The organism is Chelatococcus sp. KU-N122 (assembly GCF_055391085.1).
The window spans coordinates 912,991-934,582 of record NZ_AP043981.1; the positions used below are offsets into that span (position 1 = coordinate 912,991).

Here is a 21,592-nt window from a genome sequence, read left to right on the forward strand (position 1 = left end):
GGGCGGTCATGTCGGCAGACTGGCCGCGCAAGGGGCGTCGCATGGTGCAGCAGTTTTTCGAACGTCCCATTCTCAACTCGCCCTACGCCTTCCCTGGCCGGCACTGGGAGCTCGACGCAGACGGGCAGCCGACCAACCAGATCATCGAATCACGGCGCCGCTCCGATCTGATCACGCCGGTGCCCAAGCCGAAGAGGCGCCGCCGGGGGCGAGGCCAAGCAAGCATCCTCTTCGAAGACGACGAGGGCCTGTCCACCGACGCGCAGGAATACAACCCGACGCCGATCATCAACGAGGTTCGAACCTACGTCGAGACGTGGCGCAACCTGCCCAATCCGGAGCAATGGCTGGTCACGCCGGAGACCGCTCGGCTGCTCCAGCACTGGCGCCACCATCGCTTCGAGTCCGTGCGTCCCTTCTTCTGCCAGGTCGAGGCCGTCGAGACGGCGATCTGGCTGACCGAAGTCGCCCCCAAGCTCGGGCCGCGCGTCGCCAAGTTTTGGACTCACCTCAAAGGCGCGAACGCGGACGCCAACCCGGAGCTCCTGCGCCTCGCCCTGAAGCTCGCGACCGGCGCCGGCAAGACCACCGTGATGGCGATGCTGATCGCGTGGCAGACCGTCAACGCCGTTCGCCATCCCAACAGCAAGCAGTTCTCGCGCGGCTTCCTGCTGGTGGCGCCCGGCATCACCATCAGGGACCGCCTGCGCGTGCTGCTCCCGAATGATCCCGAGAGCTATTATCGGAGCCGCGAGATCGTGCCGCCCGACATGCTCGGCGACATCGATCGAGCCAAGATCGTCATCACCAACTATCATGCGTTCAAGCTGCGCGAGCGGCTGGAGGTCGCTAAGGGCACGCGGAGCGCGCTCGAAGGTTGGCGCGGCGACAAGCTTGAGACGCTGGAGACCGAAGGTCAGATGATACAGCGCGTCATGCCCGAGCTGATGGGCATGAAGAACATCGTCGTGCTGAACGACGAGGCGCATCATTGCTACCGTGAGCGAGCCCGGGATGCCGCCGACGAAGACCTCAAGGGCGACGACAAGGACGAGGCGAAGGAGAACAACGAAGCCGCCCGGATGTGGATCTCCGGACTGGAAGCCGTCAAGCGCAAGCTCGGCATCTCGCTCGTCTACGACCTCTCGGCGACGCCGTTCTTCCTGCGCGGCTCGGGCTACCTCGAGGGCACTCTGTTTCCCTGGACGATGAGCGACTTTTCACTCATGGACGCGATCGAATGCGGAATCGTCAAGCTGCCGCGCGTGCCGGTCGCGGACAATGTCCCCGGTGGGGATGCGCCAAAGTTCCGCGAGCTCTGGGAGGAGATAAAGAAGAGCCCCCAGGGGCTGCCAAAGAAGGGCCGCTCGGCTGGCAAAACGTACGATCCGCTCAAGCTCCCCCTGATCTTGTGCTCAGCCCTTGAAGCGCTCTACGGTCACTACGAGAAGACGTTCGCACTGTGGGCGGAAGAAGGCATCGGCGTCCCGCCGGTATTCATCGTCGTCTGCAACAACACGTCTACGTCCGAGCTCGTCTACAAATACATCTCGGGCTTCCAGCGGGAGAACGACGATGGCACAACGACGTTGGAAAACGGGCGCCTAGCCTTGTTTCGCAACTACGACGAGTTCGGCAATCGCTCGCCGCGGCCGAACACCATCCTGATCGACTCGGCCCAGCTGGAGTCCGGCGCCGCCCTAGATAAGGATTTCCGTGAGATGGCCGCCGATGAGATCGAGCGGTTCCGCCGTGACATCCTCGAACGCGGCGGCGCCGATGCTCACGACCTGCGCAGCGGCGGCGAGATCGACGATGCTACGCTGTTGCGTGAGGTCATGAACACGGTCGGCAAGCGGGGCCGGCTCGGCGAGCAGATCCGATGCGTCGTCTCGGTTTCGATGCTGACCGAAGGCTGGGACGCCAACACAGTCACGCATGTTCTCGGCGTCCGTGCCTTTGGCACGCAGTTGCTCTGCGAGCAGGTCGTCGGCCGCGCGCTGCGCCGGCAGTCCTACGAGCTGAACGACGACGAACAGTTCGATGTCGAGTACGCGGACGTCCTCGGCATTCCGTTCGATTTCGCCGCCAAGCCTGTTGTTTCGGCGCCGGCGAAGCCGCGCGAAACCGTCCGAGTGCATGCGGTCAAGCCCGATCGCGATGCGCTGGAGATCGTCTTCCCGCGGGTCGAAGGCTATCGGATCGAGTTGCCGGAGGAGCGCCTGGAGGCAACGTTCGGCCCCGACCATGTGCTGCATCTGACCCCCGAGCTTGTCGGGCCGTCGGTCACCAGGAATGCGGGCTTGATCGGCGAAAGCGTCGATCTCACAGTCGCGCATCTTCAGGACATCCGCGCATCGACGATCCTGTTCCATCTCGCGCGCCACCTACTTTACAACAAATACCGCGATCCTGGTACCGAGCCTAAGCTGCATCTGTTTGGCCAGCTGAAGCGCATCACGCGGCAGTGGCTGGAGGGCGGCGGTCTCGTGTGCTCGGGCGGCACCTATCCGGGGCAGTTGCTCTATCAGGAGCTAGCCGACATGGCCGCCGAGCGTATCAAGGCCGCCATCACCCAAACCCTCGTGGGTGAGCGGCCGGTCAAGGCGATCCTCGATGCCTACAACCCCAAAGGCTCGACCGCCTTCGTGAATTTCACCACCTCTAAGGCCACGCGCTGGGACACCAGTGGCCCGCCGCCCAAGTGCCATGTCAACTGGATCATCTGCGATTCGGATTGGGAGGCGGAATTCTGCCGGGTGGCGGAGGCTCACCCGCGGGTGCGGGCCTACGTCAAGAACCAGGGCCTCGGCCTCGAGGTGCCATACCTCATGGGCTCTACGCCGCGGCACTACGTTCCGGACTTCATCGTCCAGATCGACGATGACCGCCCCGACGCGCTCAACCTCATCGTCGAGATCAAGGGCTACCGCGGCGAGAACGCCAAAGAGAAGGCCAATACGATGCGCGCCTATTGGGTGCCAGGCGTGAACAATCTCGGCAGCTTCGGCCGATGGGCTTTTGCCGAGTTCAGCGAGGTGTATGAGATCGAGCGGAAGTTCAGCGATCTCATAGAAGCATTACTTGTCGAGAAGGCGGCCTGATGTCACCCTCGAAGATCAGCGCGACAGACGACAACCTCGAGAAACTCGGGGCGCCCGCACTGGCCAGATGGCTCATCGAGGCCGCCCACAACCGCACTTCTCTAACTTATGGAGAGGCAATGGCAAGGTTGGAAAGCGATTTGGGATTTTCGCGCATCGGACGGGCAACAAGAATGGGGCGCGTCGCCGGACGGCTTATGAACGACATCCATGATACGATGCCCGAAGCTCCGCTTTTAAATGTTCTCCTTGTTCTCCAATCGGATAGAATGCCAAGCACCGGGGCCGGTGGATTTCTAGCTGATTATTTCGGCGTTGCTAAATTGGGCCAAGAAGGCGCCCGTGTCAATAATCCCAAGCTCTGGAGAAAATACTTCGAGATAGCGGCCAACGAGGTATATCGCTTTCGCGGTTGGAAGAAGGTTTACGAACAGGCCTACGGAAGAAGCTTGAACACGCCAAAAAGCTCTCTTGATCCGGGAAATCCCAAAAGCGGGAGCGAGCGCGACGGAATAGCGCGCGGAAGAGGAGGTGAGGGCCCCAATCATAAGGCCTTGCGCCTTTGGGCGAAGAATAACCCTCAAGCATTGTATCCTGACTTGGTCGTACTAGAAGCTGAAACAGAGATTGATCTCCACTCAGGTGATCGAGTTGACGTGATTTATTATACGGCCGACAGAACTATCGCAGCGGAGATTAAGTCGGCGGACTCGAATGATGCCGACTTACAACGTGGCGTATATCAATGCGTGAAGTATCGTGCAATTTTGAAGGCGATGGACCCTCGACGTGACTCGAATATCGAAGCTGTGCTGGTGACTGAAGCGCCACTGCCTGGTTATTTGCGCGATCTCGCTAAGCGCCTTTCAATCTCGCATAAACAAGTTTCTTTCCAAAAAGAGACCGCCTGATGGCCAAGAAGCCTATCGACGTCGCCGCGCTGAAGCATGACGCAGCCACGCGCAAGAACATCCCGACGGCCGAGTTCGAGAGTGTCATGCGCGAGCAGGACAAGTCGCCGGTGCGGCTCGCCTACGAGCGCCGCAACCGCGACCTCGATCCGCAACTGGTGTGGCGCGGCAAGGACGAGCAGGACTGGTCGGACCTCATCGTGCAGGCGCCGCCCCTGTTCATCCAGGAGAAGGTGCATCCAAAGGTCATCATCGACGACCTCCGACGCGAGACGCGAGAGCGGGCCGCAGCCTCCGACGCGGCGCCCGACCTCTTCGCCGACTTTAACGGGCTGTCCGGGACGACCGCCGCGACCGAATTCTATCAGCACGACCAGCATTGGTCGAACCGGATGATCGTCGGCGATTCGCTATCCGTCATGGCGAGCCTGGCCGAACGCGAGGGACTGCGCGGCAAGGTGCAGTGCATCTACCTGGATCCGCCGTATGGTATCAAGTTCAACTCAAACTTCCAATGGTCGACAACCTCGCCTAGCGTTAAGGACGGCGCAAGAGACCAGATTACCCGCGAGCCCGAGCAAGTGCGGGCCTTCCGCGACACTTGGCGCGACGGCATCCACTCCTACCTGACCTATCTGCGCGACCGATTGACGGTAGCGCGCGATCTGCTGCACGAAAGTGGTAGCATTTTTGTGCAAATCGGTGACGAGAATGTTCATCGCGTGCGAGCGCTAATGGATGAAGTTTATGGAGAGGGGAATTGCATTTCGGAGATCACATTTCAGAAAACCGGCGGCCAAACGAGTGATTTTTTGGCATCTATACAAGATTATATTCTTTGGTACGCGAGAGATTCGACGAAGGCAAAATTTCGACGCATCTATAACAGGAAGGAAGCCGGAGTTGGTCACGGATCCGGAGCTCGATATGATCAGCTCGATGACCTTGGAAGAGCGTATCAACTGACAAGCCTCACCTCTAATCGCCCGCCAGGCTCGTTTCCCGTGATTTTCCGTGGGCAAAGTCACACGCCCAGCGGCGGCTTCTGGAAGACTGGAGAGAGTGGTTTCTCTAAGCTGATCAAGGCCGAACGCATTAGCCGCGCGGGGCGAACCTTGAGGTATGTCAGATTTGTGGACGATTTTGCCGCCTATCCTATAACAAATATCTGGACTGATGTCGCGGGCAGCCCGAGCAAGATCTACGTTGTTCAGACCAGCCCCGCCGTTTCAGAGCGCTGCATTCTCATGACCACAGATCCAGGCGACCTCGTTTTAGACCCCACTTGCGGCTCTGGCACCACAGCCTACGTTGCCGAACAATGGGGCAGACGCTGGATCACAATCGATACAAGCCGCGTCGCCGTGGCGTTGGCTCGCTCGCGGCTGATGGGGGCCCGCTACCCGTATTATCTCCTCTCCGATTCGCCAGGGGGACAGCGTAAAGAGGCGGAGATCATGCGCTCGACGCCCCGGTCCGCACCAACGAGGGGCGACATCAGGCATGGCTTCGTCTACGAGCGTGTCCCGCACATCATGTTGAAGTCGATCGCCAACAACGCGGAGATCGACGTGATCTGGGACAAGTGGCAGGAGACCCTGGAACCTTTACGCGCCAGGCTCAATGCCATCCTCGGCCAGAGATTCGAGGAATGGAGCGTCCCGCGCGAAGTCGGCAGTGCTTGGCCAAACGACGCGCAGGAAACACATGCGCGCTGGTGGGATGCGCGCACCGCGCGTCAGCGGGAGATCGACGCCTCCATCGCGTCAAGGGCCGAATCCGAATACCTTTACGACAAGCCCTTCATCGACAGTGGGCGCATCCGCGTCGCGGGCCCGTTCACGGTCGAGAGCGTCTCGCCGCATCGCACGCTCGCCGTCGACTGGAACGACGAGCTCATCACCAAAGGCTTGCGCGAGACCGGCGATGGCGTCCGCACCGACGAAGCCGCTGCCGAGCGCGACTTTGCGCAGATGATTCTGGACAATCTCAGGGCGGCCGGCGTGCAGCAGGCAGCCAAGGAGGACCGGATCACTTTCACCAGCCTCACCGGCTGGCCCGGCCGCTATGTCTGCGCCGAGGGCGCCTTCTTCGAGGGCGAGACGCAGCGCCGGGCCGGCATCTTCGTCGGCCCCGAGTTCGGCACCGTCTCGCGTCCCGATCTCGTCGCCGCCGCCCGCGAGGCGGGGGATGCGGGCTTCGACGTGCTGATCGCCTGCGCCTTCAACTACGACGCCCATTCCTCGGAGTTCGAGCGCCTCGGCCGCGTCCCCGTGCTGAAGGCGCGCATGAACCCCGACCTGCACATGGCCGGGGAACTGAAGGCTACCGGTGCCGGCAATCTGTTCGTCGTGTTCGGCGAGCCCGACATCAAGATCGAGGACGCGAGCGGCGGCCTGATCCGCGTCAAGGTGTTCGGCGTCGACGTGTTCAAGCCTCAGACCGGCGAGGTGATTTCCGAGGGAACGGACGGGATCGCGCTCTGGATGCTCGACACGGACTACAACGAGGAGAGTTTCTTCGTCCGTCATGCCTACTTCCTCGGCGCCAATGATCCCTACAAGGCGCTCAAGACGACGCTGAAAGCCGAGATCGACGAAGCGGCGTGGGAGAGCCTCTATTCGGACGTGTCCAGGCCATTTCCGAAGCCCGCCTCCGGCCGGATTGCGGTCAAGGTCATCAACCACCTCGGCGACGAGGTTATGAAGGTTTTCGCGGTAAGTTAGATGAAGCGACTCGTCAAGAAGCCCGTAAATGGCGTGCAGAGAGCGTTCAATGATCTCTGCGAGAAAGGCGGAGGTGTGCGGGGCGGCCCGACACGTGGCAGCGTCGTTGAGCTTCTGCGCGAGGCTGGGCAGGCGCTGAATCGGACGGCAACCGACGCAATGGCCGATCAGTTGGCGACATTTCGCGCCGCCAATCCATGGCATGTCTGCTTTGCAGTTGGGCTCTCATGGGGGCATTTGGCCAAATTGGATAGTAAATTCACGAACGCGGTCGTAAGTGTTCTTGCGAGCTGGAATGCATCTGATCTGCGACGGGCACAATCTTTTCACATGGAGCGGGGGCCTGAGCCCATCGCTCAATCATTGATGGGCGCTCACATTCTCTTCTCGAAAGTGACCTTGCCACCGTCGCTACCGTCGACGCTGAAGCAGCTTGAGCGTGCTCAGGAGCGTTGGCTCAGCCCCGTCCTAAATCCGACGGACCGCCCCCCTTACATCGGAGCCTGGAATGGTACCGCGATGTTCATGACGGCGCTCTTTGCGCTGCCGGGGCTTGCCGCGACGCAAGTCGCTCCACCTCCCATGCTGCCACCAGGCGGCCCCATCCATGCTGGTTTGACACTTCTCCATCAAGCTGGCGTCATCAGCAGACCTCCCGCAGGCAGCGAGCTAGACGACGCTGCATTCGAGCCGGGCGCAATTTACGAGAACAACGGTCTTTTCGCAGAGCTTTGCAAAATGAGAAGCGATTGGAGCCTGATTGATGTACATTCCGGTATATACATGCTGGGAACCCGGCATCAGAATTCAGACGATTGGACGTAGGCGTTTGGCCGAATAGGCCTACCCTGAAGTACATACACGGAGATTCAGATGTAATTTCTTTAATATACATTCAATCCAGGACACAATGTCTATAGAGGTCCCTAGTCCATGGAATTCCGCATCGCCGATACCTTTACGGACAGCCTCGCACGCCTCACATCTCAGGAGCAGAAGGCGGTGAAGACGACCGCCTTCGACCTGCAATTGGACCCCTCGTCGCCAGGGCTATCCTTCCATAAGCTCGATCGCGCGAAGGACGCGAACTTCTGGTCGGTCCGCGTCAACGCTGACATCAGGTTGATCATCCATCGGACGGCGGCGAGTCTGCTGCTGACCTACGTCGATCATCACGACAAGGCCTACGCCTGGGCCGAGCGTCGGCGGATAGAGCGGCATCCGACGACCGGCGCGATGCAGCTTGTCGAGATTCGCGAGCGTGTCCAAGATGTCGGAGCACCGCCAGCCGTGCGGCCTGCTCCCGCTACAGCGTCCGTGCCAAAACCGAAACTGTTCGATAATCTCCGCAAGTTCGAGCTGATGGCGTTCGGCGTGCCCGAGGACTGGGTCGACGAGGTCCGGCGGGCCGACGAGGATACGATCTTCGATGTCATCGCGCACCTCCCGCAGGAGGCGCAGGAGGCGTTGCTGAAGCTCGCCGTAGGCGAAAAGCCGGAGCCAACGCCAGCTGCGCCAATGGAGGCCGATCCATTCGCTCATCCGGATGCCTTGCGTCGCTTCCGCGTGCTGAAGGACGTGGAAGAGCTTCAGCGCGCTCTGGACGCGCCCTGGGACAAATGGGCCGTCTTTCTACATCCTGCGCAGAAGTCACTGGTCGAGCGAGCGGCATTCGGGCCGACACGTGTCTCAGGCTCCGCCGGGACGGGCAAGACGATCGTCGCATTGCATCGCGCCGTCCACCTCGCTCGCGCCAACCCCGAGGCTCGGGTGCTGCTCACAACGTTTTCGGAAGGTCTCGCCAGCGCGCTCCGCACCCGGCTCGCGACCCTCGTCGGTAACGAGCCCGGCGTCGCCTCGCGGATCACCGCGAAGGCGCTCGCTGCAGTCGGTTATGATCTCTTTGTTGAAAAGCACGGGCCGCCGAATATCGCCTCACCCGCGTCGATTGGAGCCCTCATCGCCGCAACTGGGGCGGCCGTCCCAGGCCACCGATTTTCCGAGCGCTTCCTGTTGGGCGAATGGAGCGATGTCGTCGATGCCTGGCAGATCAGGTCATGGGAGGCTTACCGCGACGTATCGAGGCTCGGCCGCAAGACCAGGATCGGCGGCAAGCAGCGGGAAGTGCTCTGGGCGATCTTCGAGCGCGTGCAAGCCGGCCTCGCCGAGCATGGGCTCCTGACGTGGGCAGACGTCTTCGGGCGCCTGACTGATGACTTGGTGGCTGGTGCCGAGCCACCCTTCGACTTTGTCGTCGTCGACGAGGCCCAGGATCTGGGCGTAGCGGAGGCGCGCTTCCTGGCAGCGCTCGGGGCGTTGAAGCCGGACGGCCTTTTTTTCGCCGGCGACATTGGGCAGCGGATCTTTCAGCAGCCCTTCTCGTGGAAGGCTCTCGGCCTCGACGTGCGCGGCCGGTCGACTACGCTCCGCATCAACTATCGGACCTCCCATCAGATCAGACAGCATGCCGATCGACTGCTCCCCGGGATTGTGTCGGACGTCGACGGCAACGGGGAAAGCCGTCGGGGCACCATCTCGCTGTTCGATGGGCTAATCCCGAGTGTTCGGACGTTCGTGTCGCAGGAGGAAGAGCTGCAGGCCATCGGGCAGTGGATGGCCGACCTCATCGAGCGGGGCTGCGAGCCACACGAAATCGGCGTCATTGTACGCTCGGAGGCAGAGATGCAGCGCGCGCGTGCCGCTGCGAAAATCGCGGGCGCGCCATGCTCGGAGTTGGACGAAGGCGCAGAGCCGGAGCGCGGTAGCGTAGCCATTGGGACGATGCATCTGGCAAAGGGACTCGAGTTCAAATGCGTCGCCGTCATGGCCTGCGACGACGAGATCATTCCCTCCCAGGAGCGCATCGAGAGCGTCGGGGACGAAGCCGATCTTCAGGAGGTCTACGACACGGAGCGGCATCTCCTTTATGTCGCCTGCACGCGAGCGCGAGACCGCTTGATGGTGACCGGCGTCGAGCCGGTCTCGGAGTTTCTTGCGGATCTCGGGCTAGCTTGAAGCCTCGCTCTCGGACAAGCGGTCGCTTGTGACTGATAGATGGGTGGCCTTCAGTATCGCTTCCCCCGGCCTTTGGCGGTCCCCCTCCCCCGCTGCGCGGGTGAGGATCAGGCGCCGCGGGAACGGGTCGTCCTCAGGCGATGTGCACCAGCATCTTGCCGAAATTCTCGCCGGAGAAGAGCTTGAGGAAGGCGCGCGGCGCGTTCTCCAGGCCCTCCTCCACCGTCTCGCGCCGCTGCAGCTTGCCGGCCTGGATCAGAGCCCCGGCCTCCGCCATGAACCTGGGCTTGAGATCGAGGTGATTGCGCACCACGAAGCCCTGCAGCTTGAGGCTGCGCATGATGGCCAGGCTGAGGTTGGAGGGCCCCGGCGGCGGCGTCACCTCGTTGTACTGGGCGATCATCCCGCACAGGGCGATGCGGCCGAAGGTGTTCATGTGGTTGAGCGCCGCCACCAGATGGGCGCCGCCGACGTTCTCGAAGTTGACATCGATGCCGTTGGGGAACGCGTGGCCGACGGCCTCGTTCAGGTCGCCGCAGGTGCGGTAGTTGATGGCCGCGTCGACGCCCGCCTCGTCCAGGAGCCAGCGGCATTTGTCGTCGGAACCGGCCGAGCCCACCACGTAGCATCCGTGCGCTTTGGCGAATTGGCAGACGACGGAGCCCACGGCGCCTGCCGCCGCCGACACGAACACGGCGTCGCCGTCCTTGAGCTCGCCGATGCGGAACAGGCCCACGTAGGCGGTAAGCCCCGGCGCGCCGAGGGCACCGAGGAAGGCCTCGACCGGCGCGAGCGCCGGGTCGATCTTCTCGAAGCCCTCGGCCGGCGCCACCGCATAGTCGCGCCAGCCGTGCATGTGGAAGACATAGTCGCCCTCGGCGAACTGCGGCGCCCGCGAGGCGACGACCCGGCCGACGGCGCGGCCGTCCATCACCTCCCCCACCTGGAACGGACGGGCGTAGCTCTTCTGGTCGATCATCATGCCGCGCATGTAGGGATCGACCGACATCCATTCGTTGCGGACGACGATCTCGCCCTCCGCCGGATCCCGGACCGGCACGGTCGCCAGTTCGAAATGGGCGGCGCCGGGCAGGCCGACCGGCCGCGACTTGAGGCGGATCTCGCGGGATTGCAGCTCGCTCATATGGTTTCCCCCCGGGGTTTGATGTCTTCGCCGCATCGCTAGATCACGCCGATCGGCGCTTTGAATCAATCCGAGGCTCGCAGGGCGCGCTGGCCAAAAGGGCGCCACAGGCCTCGATCTGGAACGATAATCATTCTAGAATCAAAAGCTTAATCGAAGAATGAGGGAACAGCCCCTGTCCAGCGCCATGCGACATGCGCTATGAGCAGCGCGACCGTCGGGGGCACGGCGCCGCATCGGTCGCGCCGCCGCCCGACCCATTCATGGAGCTCCGACGATGACCAGCAAGGCCAAGTTTCGCGTGGAAGAGGACGCCCTCGGCGACGTCGAGGTGCCGGCCGACCGCCTCTGGGGGGCGCAGACCGAACGCTCGCTGGAAAATTTCCGCATCGGCGTCGAGCGCTTCCGCTGGGGGCGCTCGGTCATCCGGGCGCTCGGCATCCTGAAGAAGGCGGCGGCGCTGGCCAACGGCGAGCTCGGCCAGCTGCCGCCGGACAAGGTGGCGCTCATCGTGCGCGCGGCCCAGGACGTCATCGACGGCCGGCTCGACGGCGAGTTCCCGCTGGTCGTCTTCCAGACCGGCTCGGGCACGCAGACCAACATGAACGCCAACGAGGTCATCGCCAACCGGGCGATCGAGCTCGCCGGCGGCGAGATCGGCTCCAAGAAGCCGATCCATCCCAACGACGACGTCAACCGCAGCCAGTCGTCCAACGACACCTTCCCGACGGTGATGTACGTCGCCGCCGCCGCGCAGCTGACCGGCGGCCTGCTGCCGGCGGTCGCCAAGCTGCGTGACACCCTCGACGCCAAGGCCGATGCCTACCGCGACATCGTCATGATCGGCCGCACGCACCTCCAGGACGCGACGCCGCTGACCGTCGGCCAGCTCATCTCCGGCTGGGTGGCGCAGCTCGACCACGGCATCGCCGCCGTCGAGCAGGGCCTGAAGGGGCTGTTCGAGCTGGCCATCGGCGGCACCGCCGTGGGCACCGGGCTCAACGCCCACCCGGGGTTCGGCGACGCCGTCGCCCGCCACATCGCCGAGGACACCGGCCTGCCCTTCGTCTCCGCCGCCAACAAGTTCGCGGCCCTCTCCGCCCACGACGAGATGGTGGTGGCGAGCGGCGCCGTGCGGGCGCTGGCGGGCGCACTGATGAAGATCGCCAACGACGTACGCTTCTACGCCTGCGGCCCGCGCGCCGGCTTCGCCGAGCTCAAGATCCCGGAGAACGAGCCGGGCTCCTCGATCATGCCCGGCAAGATCAACCCTACCCAGTGCGAGGCCATGACCATGGTCTGCGTGCAGGTGTTCGGCAATGACCATGCGGTCGCCTTCGCCGGCTCCCAGGGCAACTTCCAGCTCAACGTCTACAAGCCGGTGATGCTGCACAACCTCTTGGTCTCCGGCGAGCTGCTGGCCGACGCCTGCCACTCGTTCAACGACCATTGCGCCGTGGGCATCGAGCCGGACGAGCGGCGCATCCGCGCCAACCTCGACAACTCGCTGATGCTGGTGACGGCGCTCAACCCGCACATCGGCTACGAGAAGGCGGCGCAGATCTCGCTCAAGGCCTACCGCGAGAACCTGTCGCTGCGCGAGGCGGCGCTCCAGCTCGGCTACGTCACCGGCGAGGAGTTCGACGCCTGGGTCAAGCCGGAGGACATGACCCGCCCGCTGGCGTCGTGAGAGGCGGCAATGGCTTGAGTGCTCAAAGTGGATAGATGGCCGGGTCAAGCCCGGCCATGACGCTGAGGATGAAGGCTGTCCGCTTCCCGCTTGGTCATGGCCGGGCTTGACCCGGCCATCCATCAACTCAAAGCACTCGCCTCAGGCGGCCCTTGGCTGGCGCGCCGGGGGGAGGGCGGTGAGGCGTCGCTTGTCCTGGACGCCCTGGAGGACGAAGGAGATGAGGGCCTCGTCGACCTGATCGGCCTCGCGGACGATCTCGAGGGCGGCGGCGACGCCGGCCTCGGTGGGGCCGTTGCCGGCGGAAAGCGAGGTGGTGAGCCAGGTGGCGATCTCGGCGTCGACGCGTCCGGTAGGGCGGAGCGACCAGACGACGAAGTCGACGATGAGGCGGACGAAGAGGTCGTCCCAGGCCTGGCACTTGTGGTCGATCATGCGGTCGAGGGCGATGAGGAGATCGGCCTCGTCGCGGTGCATGATGTCGTTGGGGAGGATGCGGGTTGCGAGGTCGCGGACGTCGTTGCTGGAGATGTTTCCGGCATCGAGGGTGCGTTCAGCGAAGGCGTGCAAGGATGTCTTGATCATGACTTGGTGCCTCTCCGGCGAATTGTTTTGTGTGCCGGTGTTGTTCCTGTTGTGCACCAAGGATTACGGGGTGGATCTGGCTGAGAGGTTAACGTGGAAGTGTGAACGTCTGTTCAGGTTAAACGAAGCTGACGCGGCTTAGTTCATGAACTCTTGCATTCGCATTCCGTTAAGCTTCCTAAATTCTTGACAGGGTGGCCATCGGGAAGCGCCGCAGACGGCGAAAGCCAAGCCCTGCGGGCCATCGCTGGCGGCTGCTTCGGCAGGTTTCGACCTGGAGGATGGATGCCCGGGTCAAGCCCGGGCATGACGCTGGGAGGTCGGTGCCTCGCGCCTATGCCGTCATGATCGGGCTTGACCCGATCATCCATCCTTCAAACGAAAGCCGGTCGCCGCGCCGGCCTCAGGCCCGCCAGCCGGGGAAGAGGTCGCCGAGGGCGCCGACGATCATCTCCGCGGCGATGGCCGCCAGGATGATGCCCATCAGCCGCTTGGAGATGGTCAGCGCGGTCGGCGACAGCCACTTGGCGAGCAGCGGGGCGCACGCCAGCAGGATGCCGAAGAAGACGAGATAGCCGACGAGCCCGGCATAATAGCCGATCAGGCTCGCCGGACTGGTCGCCGTCTGGGCGAAGACGATGATGGTGGCCATGGTGCCGGGGCCGAAGGCGATCGGGATGCCCAGCGGATAGACGCCGACGTTGCTGGCTTGCTCGAAGGTCTGCTGCTCCGCATCCGTTCCATGGTGGGCGCTGCTGTCCTCGCCGTGCAGCATCGACAGCGCGATCAGCAGCACGATGATCCCGCCGGCCAGACGGAAGTGCGTGACGTCGATGCCGAACATCGCCAGCAACTGCCGGCCGGCGAGCGCGCAGACGAGCGAGCCGACGGCGATGGTGGCGATCATCCCCACCATGGCGCGGCGGCGCTCCGCCGGCGGCTGATCGGCCGTCAGCGCCAGGAACACCGGGATGGTGCTGAGCGGGTTCATGATGGCGAACAGCGCCGCGAACAGCTTCGTCGTCGTGACCCAATCCACCGGCGTCGTGCCCCCGCGGCATCCAGAACCGGTCCGGTCGGACGTGAGCATCGGACCGGACAGGCGTCGGATCGGGCGTACCCCGTTTCGCGCCCATTGTCGCGCGCGAAGCCGCCTGAGGCCGAGCCCGGCCCAGCCCGTCCGCTGCTCCGTCACTTCACCATGGGGCAGCCGCCGTCCGCCATGGGACGGAAGGCCTTGTCGGCCGGCACGGTCGCCACCAGCTTGTAGTAATCGTAAGGATACTTCGAGTCCTCCGGGCGCTTGACCTCGAACAGGTGGATCGGATGGATGCCGCGGCCGTCCGCCCGCACGGCGAAGTCGCCGAACAGCTTGTCCTGGAACGGCGCCTTCTTCATCTCGGCCACCACCGTCTTGGCCTCGTCGCTGCCGGTGGCCGCGACCGCCTTCAGATAGGCCATGGTGGCCGAATAGACGCCGGCCTGGTTGCTGCTCGGCATCTTGCCGCCCATGCCCGGCCGTGCGCCGAAGCGCTTGCCGAAGGCGCGCGTGTCGTCGTTCAGGTCCCAGTAAAAGCCTTCGGTCAGCAGCAGGCCCTGGGCATTCTTCAGCCCCATGGCATGCACGTCGTTGATGAAGGCAAGAAAGGCGACCAGCTTCTGGCCGCCCTTCTGCAGGCCGAATTCGGAAGCCTGCTTGACCACGTTGATGGTGTCGGCGCCGGCGTTGGCGAGCCCGATCACCTTGGCCTGCGAGGTCTGCGCCTGCAGCAGGAACGAGGAATGGTCGGCAGTGTCGAGCGGGTGCTTGGCCGAGCCCAGCACCCTGCCGCCGTGCTTCAGGATGTAGTTCGTGGCCTCAGTCTCTATTCCCTGGCCGACGGCAAAGTTGACGGTGACGAAGAACCAGGTGTCGCCGCCCCGCTGCATCATGGCGGCGGCGGTGGTGTTGCCGGTGGCCCAGGTGTCGTTGACCCATTGCACCGTGTTGGGCGAGCAGGCCTTGCCGGTGAGGTCGGAGGTTGCCGTGGCGGACGCCAGGAAGGCCATCCGCGTGTCACGCAGCAGCGAGTTCACGGCGAGCCCGACGGCCGAATGGGGCACGTCGACGACGGCATCGACCTTGTCGACGTCGAGCCAACGGCGGACGATGGCGGAGCCGATGTCGGGCTTGTTCTGATGGTCCGCGAAGACGATCTCGACCTTAAGGCCCTTGCCGCCGCCGGCGAAATCCTCCGCCGCCATGCGTGCCGCCTCCACCGAGCCCATGCCGTTGGTGTCCTGGAACGGACCCGACATGTCGGTGAGCACGCCGACGCGAACCACCCCGTCCGAGATCTGGGCCGCGGCCGCGCCGGTCCACGCCAGCGACACCGCCAGCGCCCACTGAGCTATTCTCATCTGATCCTCCCCTGGTGTTATGCATCGCTGTTCATGCCAGCGGCCCTGCTCCCCACGCCGACGCGGCTCGCCCCGCTCGGCGCGTGCAGCTGCGGACCTCGCCCCGCTTGCGAGGAGAGGTCGGATCGCGTGCAGCGCGATCCCGGTGAGGGGGGCTTCGGAAGAGGGCTCAAGACCGGCTACGCCACGCGGCCTCAAGCCCCCTCACCCCTGCCCTCTCCAAGAAGAATGCGGCGTGCCGCATTCTTCAGCTCTCTGAGTGCGCAAGTCGGGTAGACCCGACCTGCGTTGAAGCGGGGCGAGGGTGCGCGGCGGCTCCGTCAATGCCAAACCATCAAAAATTGCATGAAGCGCTACCAGCGCTTTATCTTAACATCGTCTCCCAGCATCCGCGTCTATTCTTGCGCCGGATGCTCTAGACTTGCCGTTCCGGCAGGCGCAGGACGAGGCCGTCGAGGGCCGGCGTGACCTCGATCTGGCAGGACAGGCGGCTCGTCGGCCGCCGCTCGGCGGCGGCGCCGTCGAGCAGCGCGTCCTCGTTGTCCGACATCGCCGGCAGGCGCTCGATATCCTCCTCGTCGACATAGACGTGGCAGGTCGCGCACATGGCGTTGCCGCCGCACTCGCCGACGATCTCCTCGATGCCGTTCTGGGTCGCTCCCTGCATGACGCTCAGGCCTGCGGTGATTTCGAGCGCCTCCTGGCGACCGTCGGGATGGATGAAAACGACCTGCGGCACCGGTCAGGCTCCCTCGATGGTGAGCGGCAGGCTCTCGAGCCCTCGCAGCGTGTTGTTGTAGCGGCGCTTGACCGGGCCGCTGATGGTGATCGATCCGACCTTGCGGGCGAGCGCCGCGAGCAGCACCTCGCCCTCCAGGCGGGCGACCAGCTGGCCGACGCACATGTGGATGCCGGAGCCGAAGCCGACATGGCCGCTGGTGCGCCTCGTGACGTCGTAGCGCTCCGGGTCCTCCCAGCGGCGCGGATCCCGGTTGGCGGCGCCCAGGAACATCAGCACCTTCTCGCCCTCGCCGATGGTGACGCCGCCGAGCTCGACCGGCCGCGTCGTGGTGCGGAAGAAGGTCTGCACCGGGCTCTCGAAGCGCACCGCCTCCTCGAAGGCGTTGCGGGCGAGACCCGGATCGGCCCGCAGCCGCTCCCACTCCTGCGGGAAGCGGGCCAGGCAGTAGAGCGCGGCGCCGATGCCGTTGACCGTGGTGTCGAGGCCGGCGCTGAGCAGCGAGCGCACCAGCAGCGGCGCCTCCGCCGCGGTGATGTCGCCGCTGTCGGTGTGCGCATGGATGCAGGCGCCGAAGCCGTCGGGGCGGAGGTTCTCGCGCTGGCACTGCTCCTGCACATAGGCCAGGTGCGGGGCCGAGCGCTCGATCGCGGACTGGCGCAGCGCGTTCGGCGGACCGAAGGCGTTGAAGACCACCCCGGCATAAGGCAGCAGGTGCTCGCGGCCTTCCGCCTTCAGGCCGACCGCGTCAGGAAACACCGAGAGCGGATAGGCTTCGGCGATGTCGGCGATGCCGTCGACGCGGCCGCGCGCCACGATAGCGTCGACCGTGGCCTCGGCGGCAGCGGCGAAGCCGTCGCGGATCTGCTTCATCACCGCCGGCGACAGCACCCGGCTCAGCACGGCGCGGGTACGGGTGTGGGCCGGCGGGTCCGCCTCCAGGATCAGGCTGGGCGGCCGCCACGGCGTTTCCCTGGCGAAATCGCTGAGCCCGACGCCGCGGCTGGAGCAGAACGTCGCCGGGTCGTTCAGCACCGCATGCACCTCGGCGTAGCGCGCCACGGCGAACACGTTCCACGTGGAGAGATAGACGACCGGTCCCGTCTCGCGCAGCACCTCGTGGATCCGATGCGGGTCCTCGAAGAACTCGGTCGAGAACGGATCGACGTCAGAGACCGGTGCGGCCGTCCCTGCGGTGGACGCGAGGGCTTGCGGCGCCGTCGCGCCGGACGGGATGGTGACAGTGGCCATGGCCTCCTCCCTTGGTATCGCTCGGGTGCACAGCTTTCCTTGCTGTTTTCGGCACGCCCCAAGCTCAGCTAGAGCATGTCGCGGTCGGATATCGTCGTCCGATCGGGCCGAATGCTTCCGACATCTTGGATCCGGATCGATTCGTCTGCGACCCGGTGTATCCGCCCGATCGCGCGGCGCTGCGGTCGGCCTCGGCGAGCGGCCGACCGCCTTGTGAAAAAAGGGTGACGGTCCGTCTCACTTGAGCCATATCGCTGTCACGACCTCGCAATGTGGACCGGCGATGGCCAGAACGGCGGCGAAACGACATAGGGGCGGCCCCCGTAACGAGACCGCGCCGGAGGCCCCGCGGCTCGACCTGCAGCGCTACGTGCCGGCGCTGCTCACCTTCCTGGCGAACAAGCTGTCGCGGACGGCATCGGTCACCTACCAGCGGGCCTTTGGCGTCAACGTCACGGAATGGCGCTTCATGTCGCTGCTCGCCATCGAGCCCGCCATTCCCGCCGCCCGCATCAGCCACGTCATCGGCTACGACAAGGGCCCGGTGAGCCGCACCTTGGCGGCCATGCAGGAAAAGGGGTTGATCCGCATCGCGGACGATCCGGCCGACGCACGGCGGCGGCTGATCAGCCTGACCGAACAAGGGCTCATGCTGCACGATCGCGTCATCCGGGTGGCCCTGGAGCGCGAGCGAAATCTGCTCTCCTGCCTGACGCCCGCGCAACAGGATACCTTGATCGAGCTGCTGAACGCGCTGCACGAGAACCTGCCGGCGGTGACCCAGGCGCGGTCTGCGGGCCCCGAGAGCGAGGACTGACAGGGGCGGCGGCTCGCGCTGCATCGCGGCGCGCGGAGCGCGCACGAACATCGGCCGCGCCCTTGGAGCAATGCCGGCAGCTGCCATGTCGCCCTCGTCGTGCAGCGACGCGGCCGCCTGAGCGCTGTCCGCGCCGCCGACGATGACGCTGCCGACCGGGCTCGGGCCCATGCCCTCCATCGTCATTTCCTCCAGGTCCCGCGGCTTCCGATGGCCGCTGTTTGGTTCGATTCCATTTTCCACAATTTCGTTGCCTTGGCAACCATAATTGCAGCAACGAGCTCAGGGCCGCTGCTCATCCGATTGAGGTTTCTTGAGTCCGGCCGGGGCAAGACGCTCCGCCGTGCCGAGCCTCCGCATGGCCTCAGACCGCCCTCTTCCGGAAACCCGCGATCTCACGATATTGGGCGGCGACCTCCTCCAGCTCGGCTGCGGGGATCAGATCCTCGATCCGGTCCTCCGGCCCCCTCACTCGCGCGGCGGCGATGTCGAGGACGCGTTCGGGGCCGGACTTGCGGTTGGTGAGAACGACATTCGTGGTGACCGGCCGGCGCACCGCCTCGTACGCCAGGAGCGCCTCAGCCCCCTCCCGCTCGGCCAGAGCATCGGCGAGCGCCCGCGCGTCGACGAGCGCCTGCGACGCGCCGTTCGCGCCGATCGGATACATGGGATGGGCAGCATCGCCGAGAAGCGTGACGCGCCCCTGCGTCCACCAGGGCAGCGGATCGCGGTCGATCATCGGATACTTGGTGATGCGCTGCGTCGTCTTGAGCAGAGCCGGTATGTCGATGTCCGGCATCTGGAAGCCCGAGAATTCGGCGATGAAGTCGCGGTCGCCCTCGCGCGTCCAGTCGGCCTCTTCGGCGGCGCGGGGCTGATCGTGGCGCACTTCGGCCACCCAGTTGACCAGCGCCATGTCCTGGCGCGCCGCGCGGCCGCTGATCGGGTAGCAGACGAATTTCACGTCGTGGTCGCCGGCGATGAACATGGTCCGGCCGTCGGCGAACGGCGCCTGGAGATTGGCGCCCCGCCACATCATCGTGCCTTCGTAATGCGCCGGCCCCTCATCGGGATGAAGCTGCCGGCGCACCTGGGAACGGAAGCCGTCGGCGCCGACCAGGAGATCGCTCTCGTGCGCAGTGCCGTCGGCGAAGGCCACGCGCACGCCGCGCCCGTCCTGGATGAAGCTCGTCACCGCCTTGCCGGGGACGACCGCGTCCACCCCGAGGCGGGCGCGGACCGTATCGAGCAGCAGGAACTGCAGCTCGCCGCGGTGGACCGAATACTGCGGATACTCGAAGCCCGCTTCGACCGAACGCGGATCGGACTGGATTAGATGGCCGAAGCGCGTGCGGTATTCGATCGCGCGGGTGCGGACGGCGATATCGTCGAGAGCATCGCCGAGGCCCAGGCCATGGAGCACGCCGGACGCATGGGGCATGACGTTGATCCCCACGCCGAGGGGCTGCAACGTCTCCACGGCTTCGAAGACCCGCACGCGGTGGCCTCTCTCGTGCAGGCACAGCGCGGCCGCCAGGCCGCCGAGGCCGGCGCCTGCGATGGCGATCTTCATCCTCACGTCTCCTCGTTAGCTGTCAGTCCCGCTTGCCGTCCCCGAAGAGCACGGCAACAGCCTCGTCCACGGCGATATCGACCAGCGCCGGCCCCGGTGCTGTGAGTGCGGCCGCGAGCGCCCGGTCGAGCTCTTCGGGCACCGTTACGCGCTCGGCCGTGCAGCCCATGCCCCGCGCGAGCGAGACGAAATCGAGCCCGGGCAGATCGATGCCGGGCGGACGCTCCGCCTGCATGATGCGGCTGAAGAAGCGCATCGCGCCGTAGCCGGAATTGTTCATCACCACGAAGGTGACGGGGAGCTTGCGCTGAGCCGCCGTCCAGATCGCCTGGATGGAGTACATCGCCGATCCGTCTCCGATCAGGCACACGATGCGCCGGCCGGGCCGCGCCAGGGCGACGCCCACCGACGCCGGCATGCTGTAGCCGAGGCCGCCGCTCGCCATGGTGTAGAAGCTATCGGCGCCGGGACATGGCAGGTGCTGCTGGATGGCGGGCCGGTGGGACGGTGCCTCCTCGACCACGATAGCGTCCGCAGGCAACAGAGCCGAGAGCCGGCTGATCGCATAGCTCGGAGGGATGGGAACCGCGGCTGCGGGAGCCGGCGGCGCCGGTCGCGGCGGTGGCGGTCGCCGATCGGCCGTCTCCGGCAGCGCGGCCAGGAGGGCGCAGAGCGCTGCCGGCATCGTGCCGATCAGGCTTTCGCCGGCCGCCGCCGAGGCCGCCTCGGTCGGATCGTCGGTGATCTGCCAGATGGGCGTGCCGTTCGCCAGCAGGTCGCAATGCCCCTCCACGTGGAAGGTGAAGACCGGCGCGCCGAAGACGACGACGAGATCGGCGCCGCGCAGCGCGTCCGCCAGCGCGCCAGGCGCGGCCGCGAGAAAGCCGGCAAACAGCGGATGCCGTTCCGGGAAGCTCGACCGGCTCGACATGGGGCTCGCCCACACGGCCGCCCTCGCCCGCTCCGCGACCGACACCATCGTCTCGACCGCGCCGCTGCGGTCGACATCGGGCCCGACCACGAAGGCGGGCTGTCCGGCCTTCGCGATGGCCGCGGCCAGGCGTCTGATCGCCGCCGCGTCCGGAGCGAAGGCGGTGGCGATACGTCGTGGGGCCGGGGGCGACGCGGGGCGGCCCCAATCGTCCGACGGCACGGAGACGAAGGTCGGGCCGCGGGGGTGCTGCATCGCCGTCAGGAAGGCCTGCACGATGGCCCCCGGTATATCCTCGGCCCGCGCCGGCTCGACGCTCCATTTGACGTAGGGCCGGGGGAACCGGGCGGCCTCCTCCGCGAACAGATAGGGCCTGAGGGGGAGGATGCTGCGCGCCTGCTGTCCGGCCGTCACCACGAGCGGGGTCTTGTTGCGGCAGGCGGTGAACAGGTTGCCGAGGGCGTGGCCGAGGCCCGCCGCCGAATGCAGGTTGACGAAAGCCGGCCGGCCGGTCGCCTGGGCATAGCCGTCCGCCATGCCGACGACGCTGGCCTCCTGGAGGCCCAGCACGTAGTCGATGTCGTCGGGCCAGTCGTGCAGGAAGGCGAGCTCGGTCGATCCGGGATTGCCGAAGACGCGATCCACCCCGAAGGAGCGGAGCACGTCGAGGGTCGCTTCCCGAACGGTGAGATGTCGGCTTGGCATG

General features: G+C 65.2%; 15 protein-coding genes. 7 read left to right on the forward strand and 8 right to left on the reverse strand.

Features of this window, described 5'->3' with window-relative positions; translation table 11 throughout:
- Positions 1-41 precede the first annotated feature (41 nt).
- From ACZ5PO_RS04125 to ACZ5PO_RS04145, 5 genes are all read left to right on the forward strand, one after another.
- Entirely contained in the window at positions 42-3,104 is a 3,063-nt protein-coding gene (locus ACZ5PO_RS04125) for a BPTD_3080 family restriction endonuclease (protein WP_464196662.1), read from the forward strand.
- The gene (locus ACZ5PO_RS04130) at positions 3,104-4,015 is read left to right on the forward strand and encodes a hypothetical protein (protein WP_464190544.1); all 912 of its coding nucleotides are present in this window, start codon (positions 3,104-3,106) and stop codon (positions 4,013-4,015) included. Before ACZ5PO_RS04125 ends, ACZ5PO_RS04130 begins: the two co-directional genes overlap by 1 nt.
- A complete protein-coding gene (locus ACZ5PO_RS04135) occupies positions 4,015-6,741 on the forward strand; it encodes a site-specific DNA-methyltransferase (protein ID WP_464190546.1) in 2,727 nt (908 codons plus the stop codon). Before ACZ5PO_RS04130 ends, ACZ5PO_RS04135 begins: the two co-directional genes overlap by 1 nt.
- Positions 6,742-7,566: a hypothetical protein gene (locus ACZ5PO_RS04140; RefSeq protein WP_464190548.1), complete on the forward strand. Its 825-nt coding sequence runs from the start codon at positions 6,742-6,744 to the stop codon at positions 7,564-7,566. It begins immediately after the preceding gene.
- A 108-nt stretch (positions 7,567-7,674) separates the two neighbouring features.
- Positions 7,675-9,756, forward strand: a complete 2,082-nt coding sequence (locus tag ACZ5PO_RS04145) for a 3'-5' exonuclease (RefSeq protein ID WP_464190550.1) — start codon at positions 7,675-7,677, stop codon at positions 9,754-9,756.
- A 133-nt stretch (positions 9,757-9,889) separates the two neighbouring features.
- Here ACZ5PO_RS04145 and ACZ5PO_RS04150 read toward each other — a convergent pair whose 3' ends face one another.
- The gene (locus ACZ5PO_RS04150; protein WP_464190552.1) at positions 9,890-10,900 is read right to left on the reverse strand and encodes an NADP-dependent oxidoreductase; all 1,011 of its coding nucleotides are present in this window, start codon (positions 10,898-10,900) and stop codon (positions 9,890-9,892) included.
- Positions 10,901-11,177: 277 nt separating this feature from the next.
- Between ACZ5PO_RS04150 and fumC the strand changes: the two genes are divergently transcribed.
- Positions 11,178-12,590 carry a class II fumarate hydratase gene (gene fumC, locus ACZ5PO_RS04155; RefSeq protein WP_464190555.1) on the forward strand — a complete coding sequence of 471 codons (1,413 nt, stop codon included), beginning with the start codon at positions 11,178-11,180 and terminating at the stop codon, positions 12,588-12,590.
- A gap of 141 nt (positions 12,591-12,731) precedes the next feature.
- On the opposite strand, the gene ACZ5PO_RS04160 is transcribed toward fumC, so the two are convergent.
- From ACZ5PO_RS04160 to ACZ5PO_RS04180, 5 genes are all read right to left on the reverse strand, one after another.
- The gene (locus tag ACZ5PO_RS04160) at positions 12,732-13,175 is read right to left on the reverse strand and encodes a hypothetical protein (protein WP_464190557.1); all 444 of its coding nucleotides are present in this window, start codon (positions 13,173-13,175) and stop codon (positions 12,732-12,734) included.
- Between the two features lie 403 nt (positions 13,176-13,578).
- Complete coding sequence (locus tag ACZ5PO_RS04165) at positions 13,579-14,214, reverse strand: MarC family protein (RefSeq protein WP_464190559.1); 636 nt, start codon at positions 14,212-14,214, stop codon at positions 13,579-13,581.
- Between the two features lie 152 nt (positions 14,215-14,366).
- Positions 14,367-15,575: an ABC transporter substrate-binding protein gene (locus ACZ5PO_RS04170; protein WP_464190561.1), complete on the reverse strand. Its 1,209-nt coding sequence runs from the start codon at positions 15,573-15,575 to the stop codon at positions 14,367-14,369.
- 415 nt (positions 15,576-15,990) lie between these two features.
- A complete protein-coding gene (locus ACZ5PO_RS04175) occupies positions 15,991-16,314 on the reverse strand; it encodes a 2Fe-2S iron-sulfur cluster-binding protein (RefSeq protein ID WP_464190563.1) in 324 nt (107 codons plus the stop codon).
- 3 nt (positions 16,315-16,317) lie between these two features.
- On the reverse strand, positions 16,318-17,565 hold the full coding sequence (locus ACZ5PO_RS04180; RefSeq protein ID WP_464190565.1) for a cytochrome P450: 1,248 nt from the start codon (positions 17,563-17,565) through the stop codon (positions 16,318-16,320).
- A 283-nt stretch (positions 17,566-17,848) separates the two neighbouring features.
- Between ACZ5PO_RS04180 and ACZ5PO_RS04185 the strand changes: the two genes are divergently transcribed.
- A complete protein-coding gene (locus ACZ5PO_RS04185; RefSeq protein WP_464190567.1) occupies positions 17,849-18,382 on the forward strand; it encodes a MarR family winged helix-turn-helix transcriptional regulator in 534 nt (177 codons plus the stop codon).
- A gap of 364 nt (positions 18,383-18,746) precedes the next feature.
- Here ACZ5PO_RS04185 and ACZ5PO_RS04190 read toward each other — a convergent pair whose 3' ends face one another.
- Positions 18,747-19,955: an FAD-dependent monooxygenase gene (locus ACZ5PO_RS04190; RefSeq protein WP_464190569.1), complete on the reverse strand. Its 1,209-nt coding sequence runs from the start codon at positions 19,953-19,955 to the stop codon at positions 18,747-18,749.
- A gap of 22 nt (positions 19,956-19,977) precedes the next feature.
- The gene (gene mdlC, locus ACZ5PO_RS04195; protein WP_464190571.1) at positions 19,978-21,591 is read right to left on the reverse strand and encodes a benzoylformate decarboxylase; all 1,614 of its coding nucleotides are present in this window, start codon (positions 21,589-21,591) and stop codon (positions 19,978-19,980) included.
- Position 21,592: the final 1 nt, after the last annotated feature.

Bases quoted from the DNA above. Each gene is read 5' to 3' on its own strand.
- ACZ5PO_RS04190 (WP_464190569.1), bottom strand. From the start codon at position 19,955: ATGAAGATCGCCATCGCAGGCGCCGGCCTCGGCGGCCTGGCGGCCGCG.
- ACZ5PO_RS04130 (WP_464190544.1), top strand. From the start codon at position 3,104: ATGTCACCCTCGAAGATCAGCGCGACAGACGACAACCTCGAGAAACTC.
- ACZ5PO_RS04135 (WP_464190546.1), top strand. From the start codon at position 4,015: ATGGCCAAGAAGCCTATCGACGTCGCCGCGCTGAAGCATGACGCAGCC.
- ACZ5PO_RS04160 (WP_464190557.1), bottom strand. From the start codon at position 13,175: ATGATCAAGACATCCTTGCACGCCTTCGCTGAACGCACCCTCGATGCC.
- ACZ5PO_RS04125 (WP_464196662.1), top strand. From the start codon at position 42: ATGGTGCAGCAGTTTTTCGAACGTCCCATTCTCAACTCGCCCTACGCC.
- ACZ5PO_RS04185 (WP_464190567.1), top strand. From the start codon at position 17,849: ATGGCCAGAACGGCGGCGAAACGACATAGGGGCGGCCCCCGTAACGAG.
- ACZ5PO_RS04170 (WP_464190561.1), bottom strand. From the start codon at position 15,575: ATGAGAATAGCTCAGTGGGCGCTGGCGGTGTCGCTGGCGTGGACCGGC.
- ACZ5PO_RS04150 (WP_464190552.1), bottom strand. From the start codon at position 10,900: ATGAGCGAGCTGCAATCCCGCGAGATCCGCCTCAAGTCGCGGCCGGTC.
- ACZ5PO_RS04140 (WP_464190548.1), top strand. From the start codon at position 6,742: ATGAAGCGACTCGTCAAGAAGCCCGTAAATGGCGTGCAGAGAGCGTTC.
- fumC (WP_464190555.1), top strand. From the start codon at position 11,178: ATGACCAGCAAGGCCAAGTTTCGCGTGGAAGAGGACGCCCTCGGCGAC.
- mdlC (WP_464190571.1), bottom strand. From the start codon at position 21,591: ATGCCAAGCCGACATCTCACCGTTCGGGAAGCGACCCTCGACGTGCTC.
- ACZ5PO_RS04180 (WP_464190565.1), bottom strand. From the start codon at position 17,565: ATGGCCACTGTCACCATCCCGTCCGGCGCGACGGCGCCGCAAGCCCTC.
- ACZ5PO_RS04145 (WP_464190550.1), top strand. From the start codon at position 7,675: ATGGAATTCCGCATCGCCGATACCTTTACGGACAGCCTCGCACGCCTC.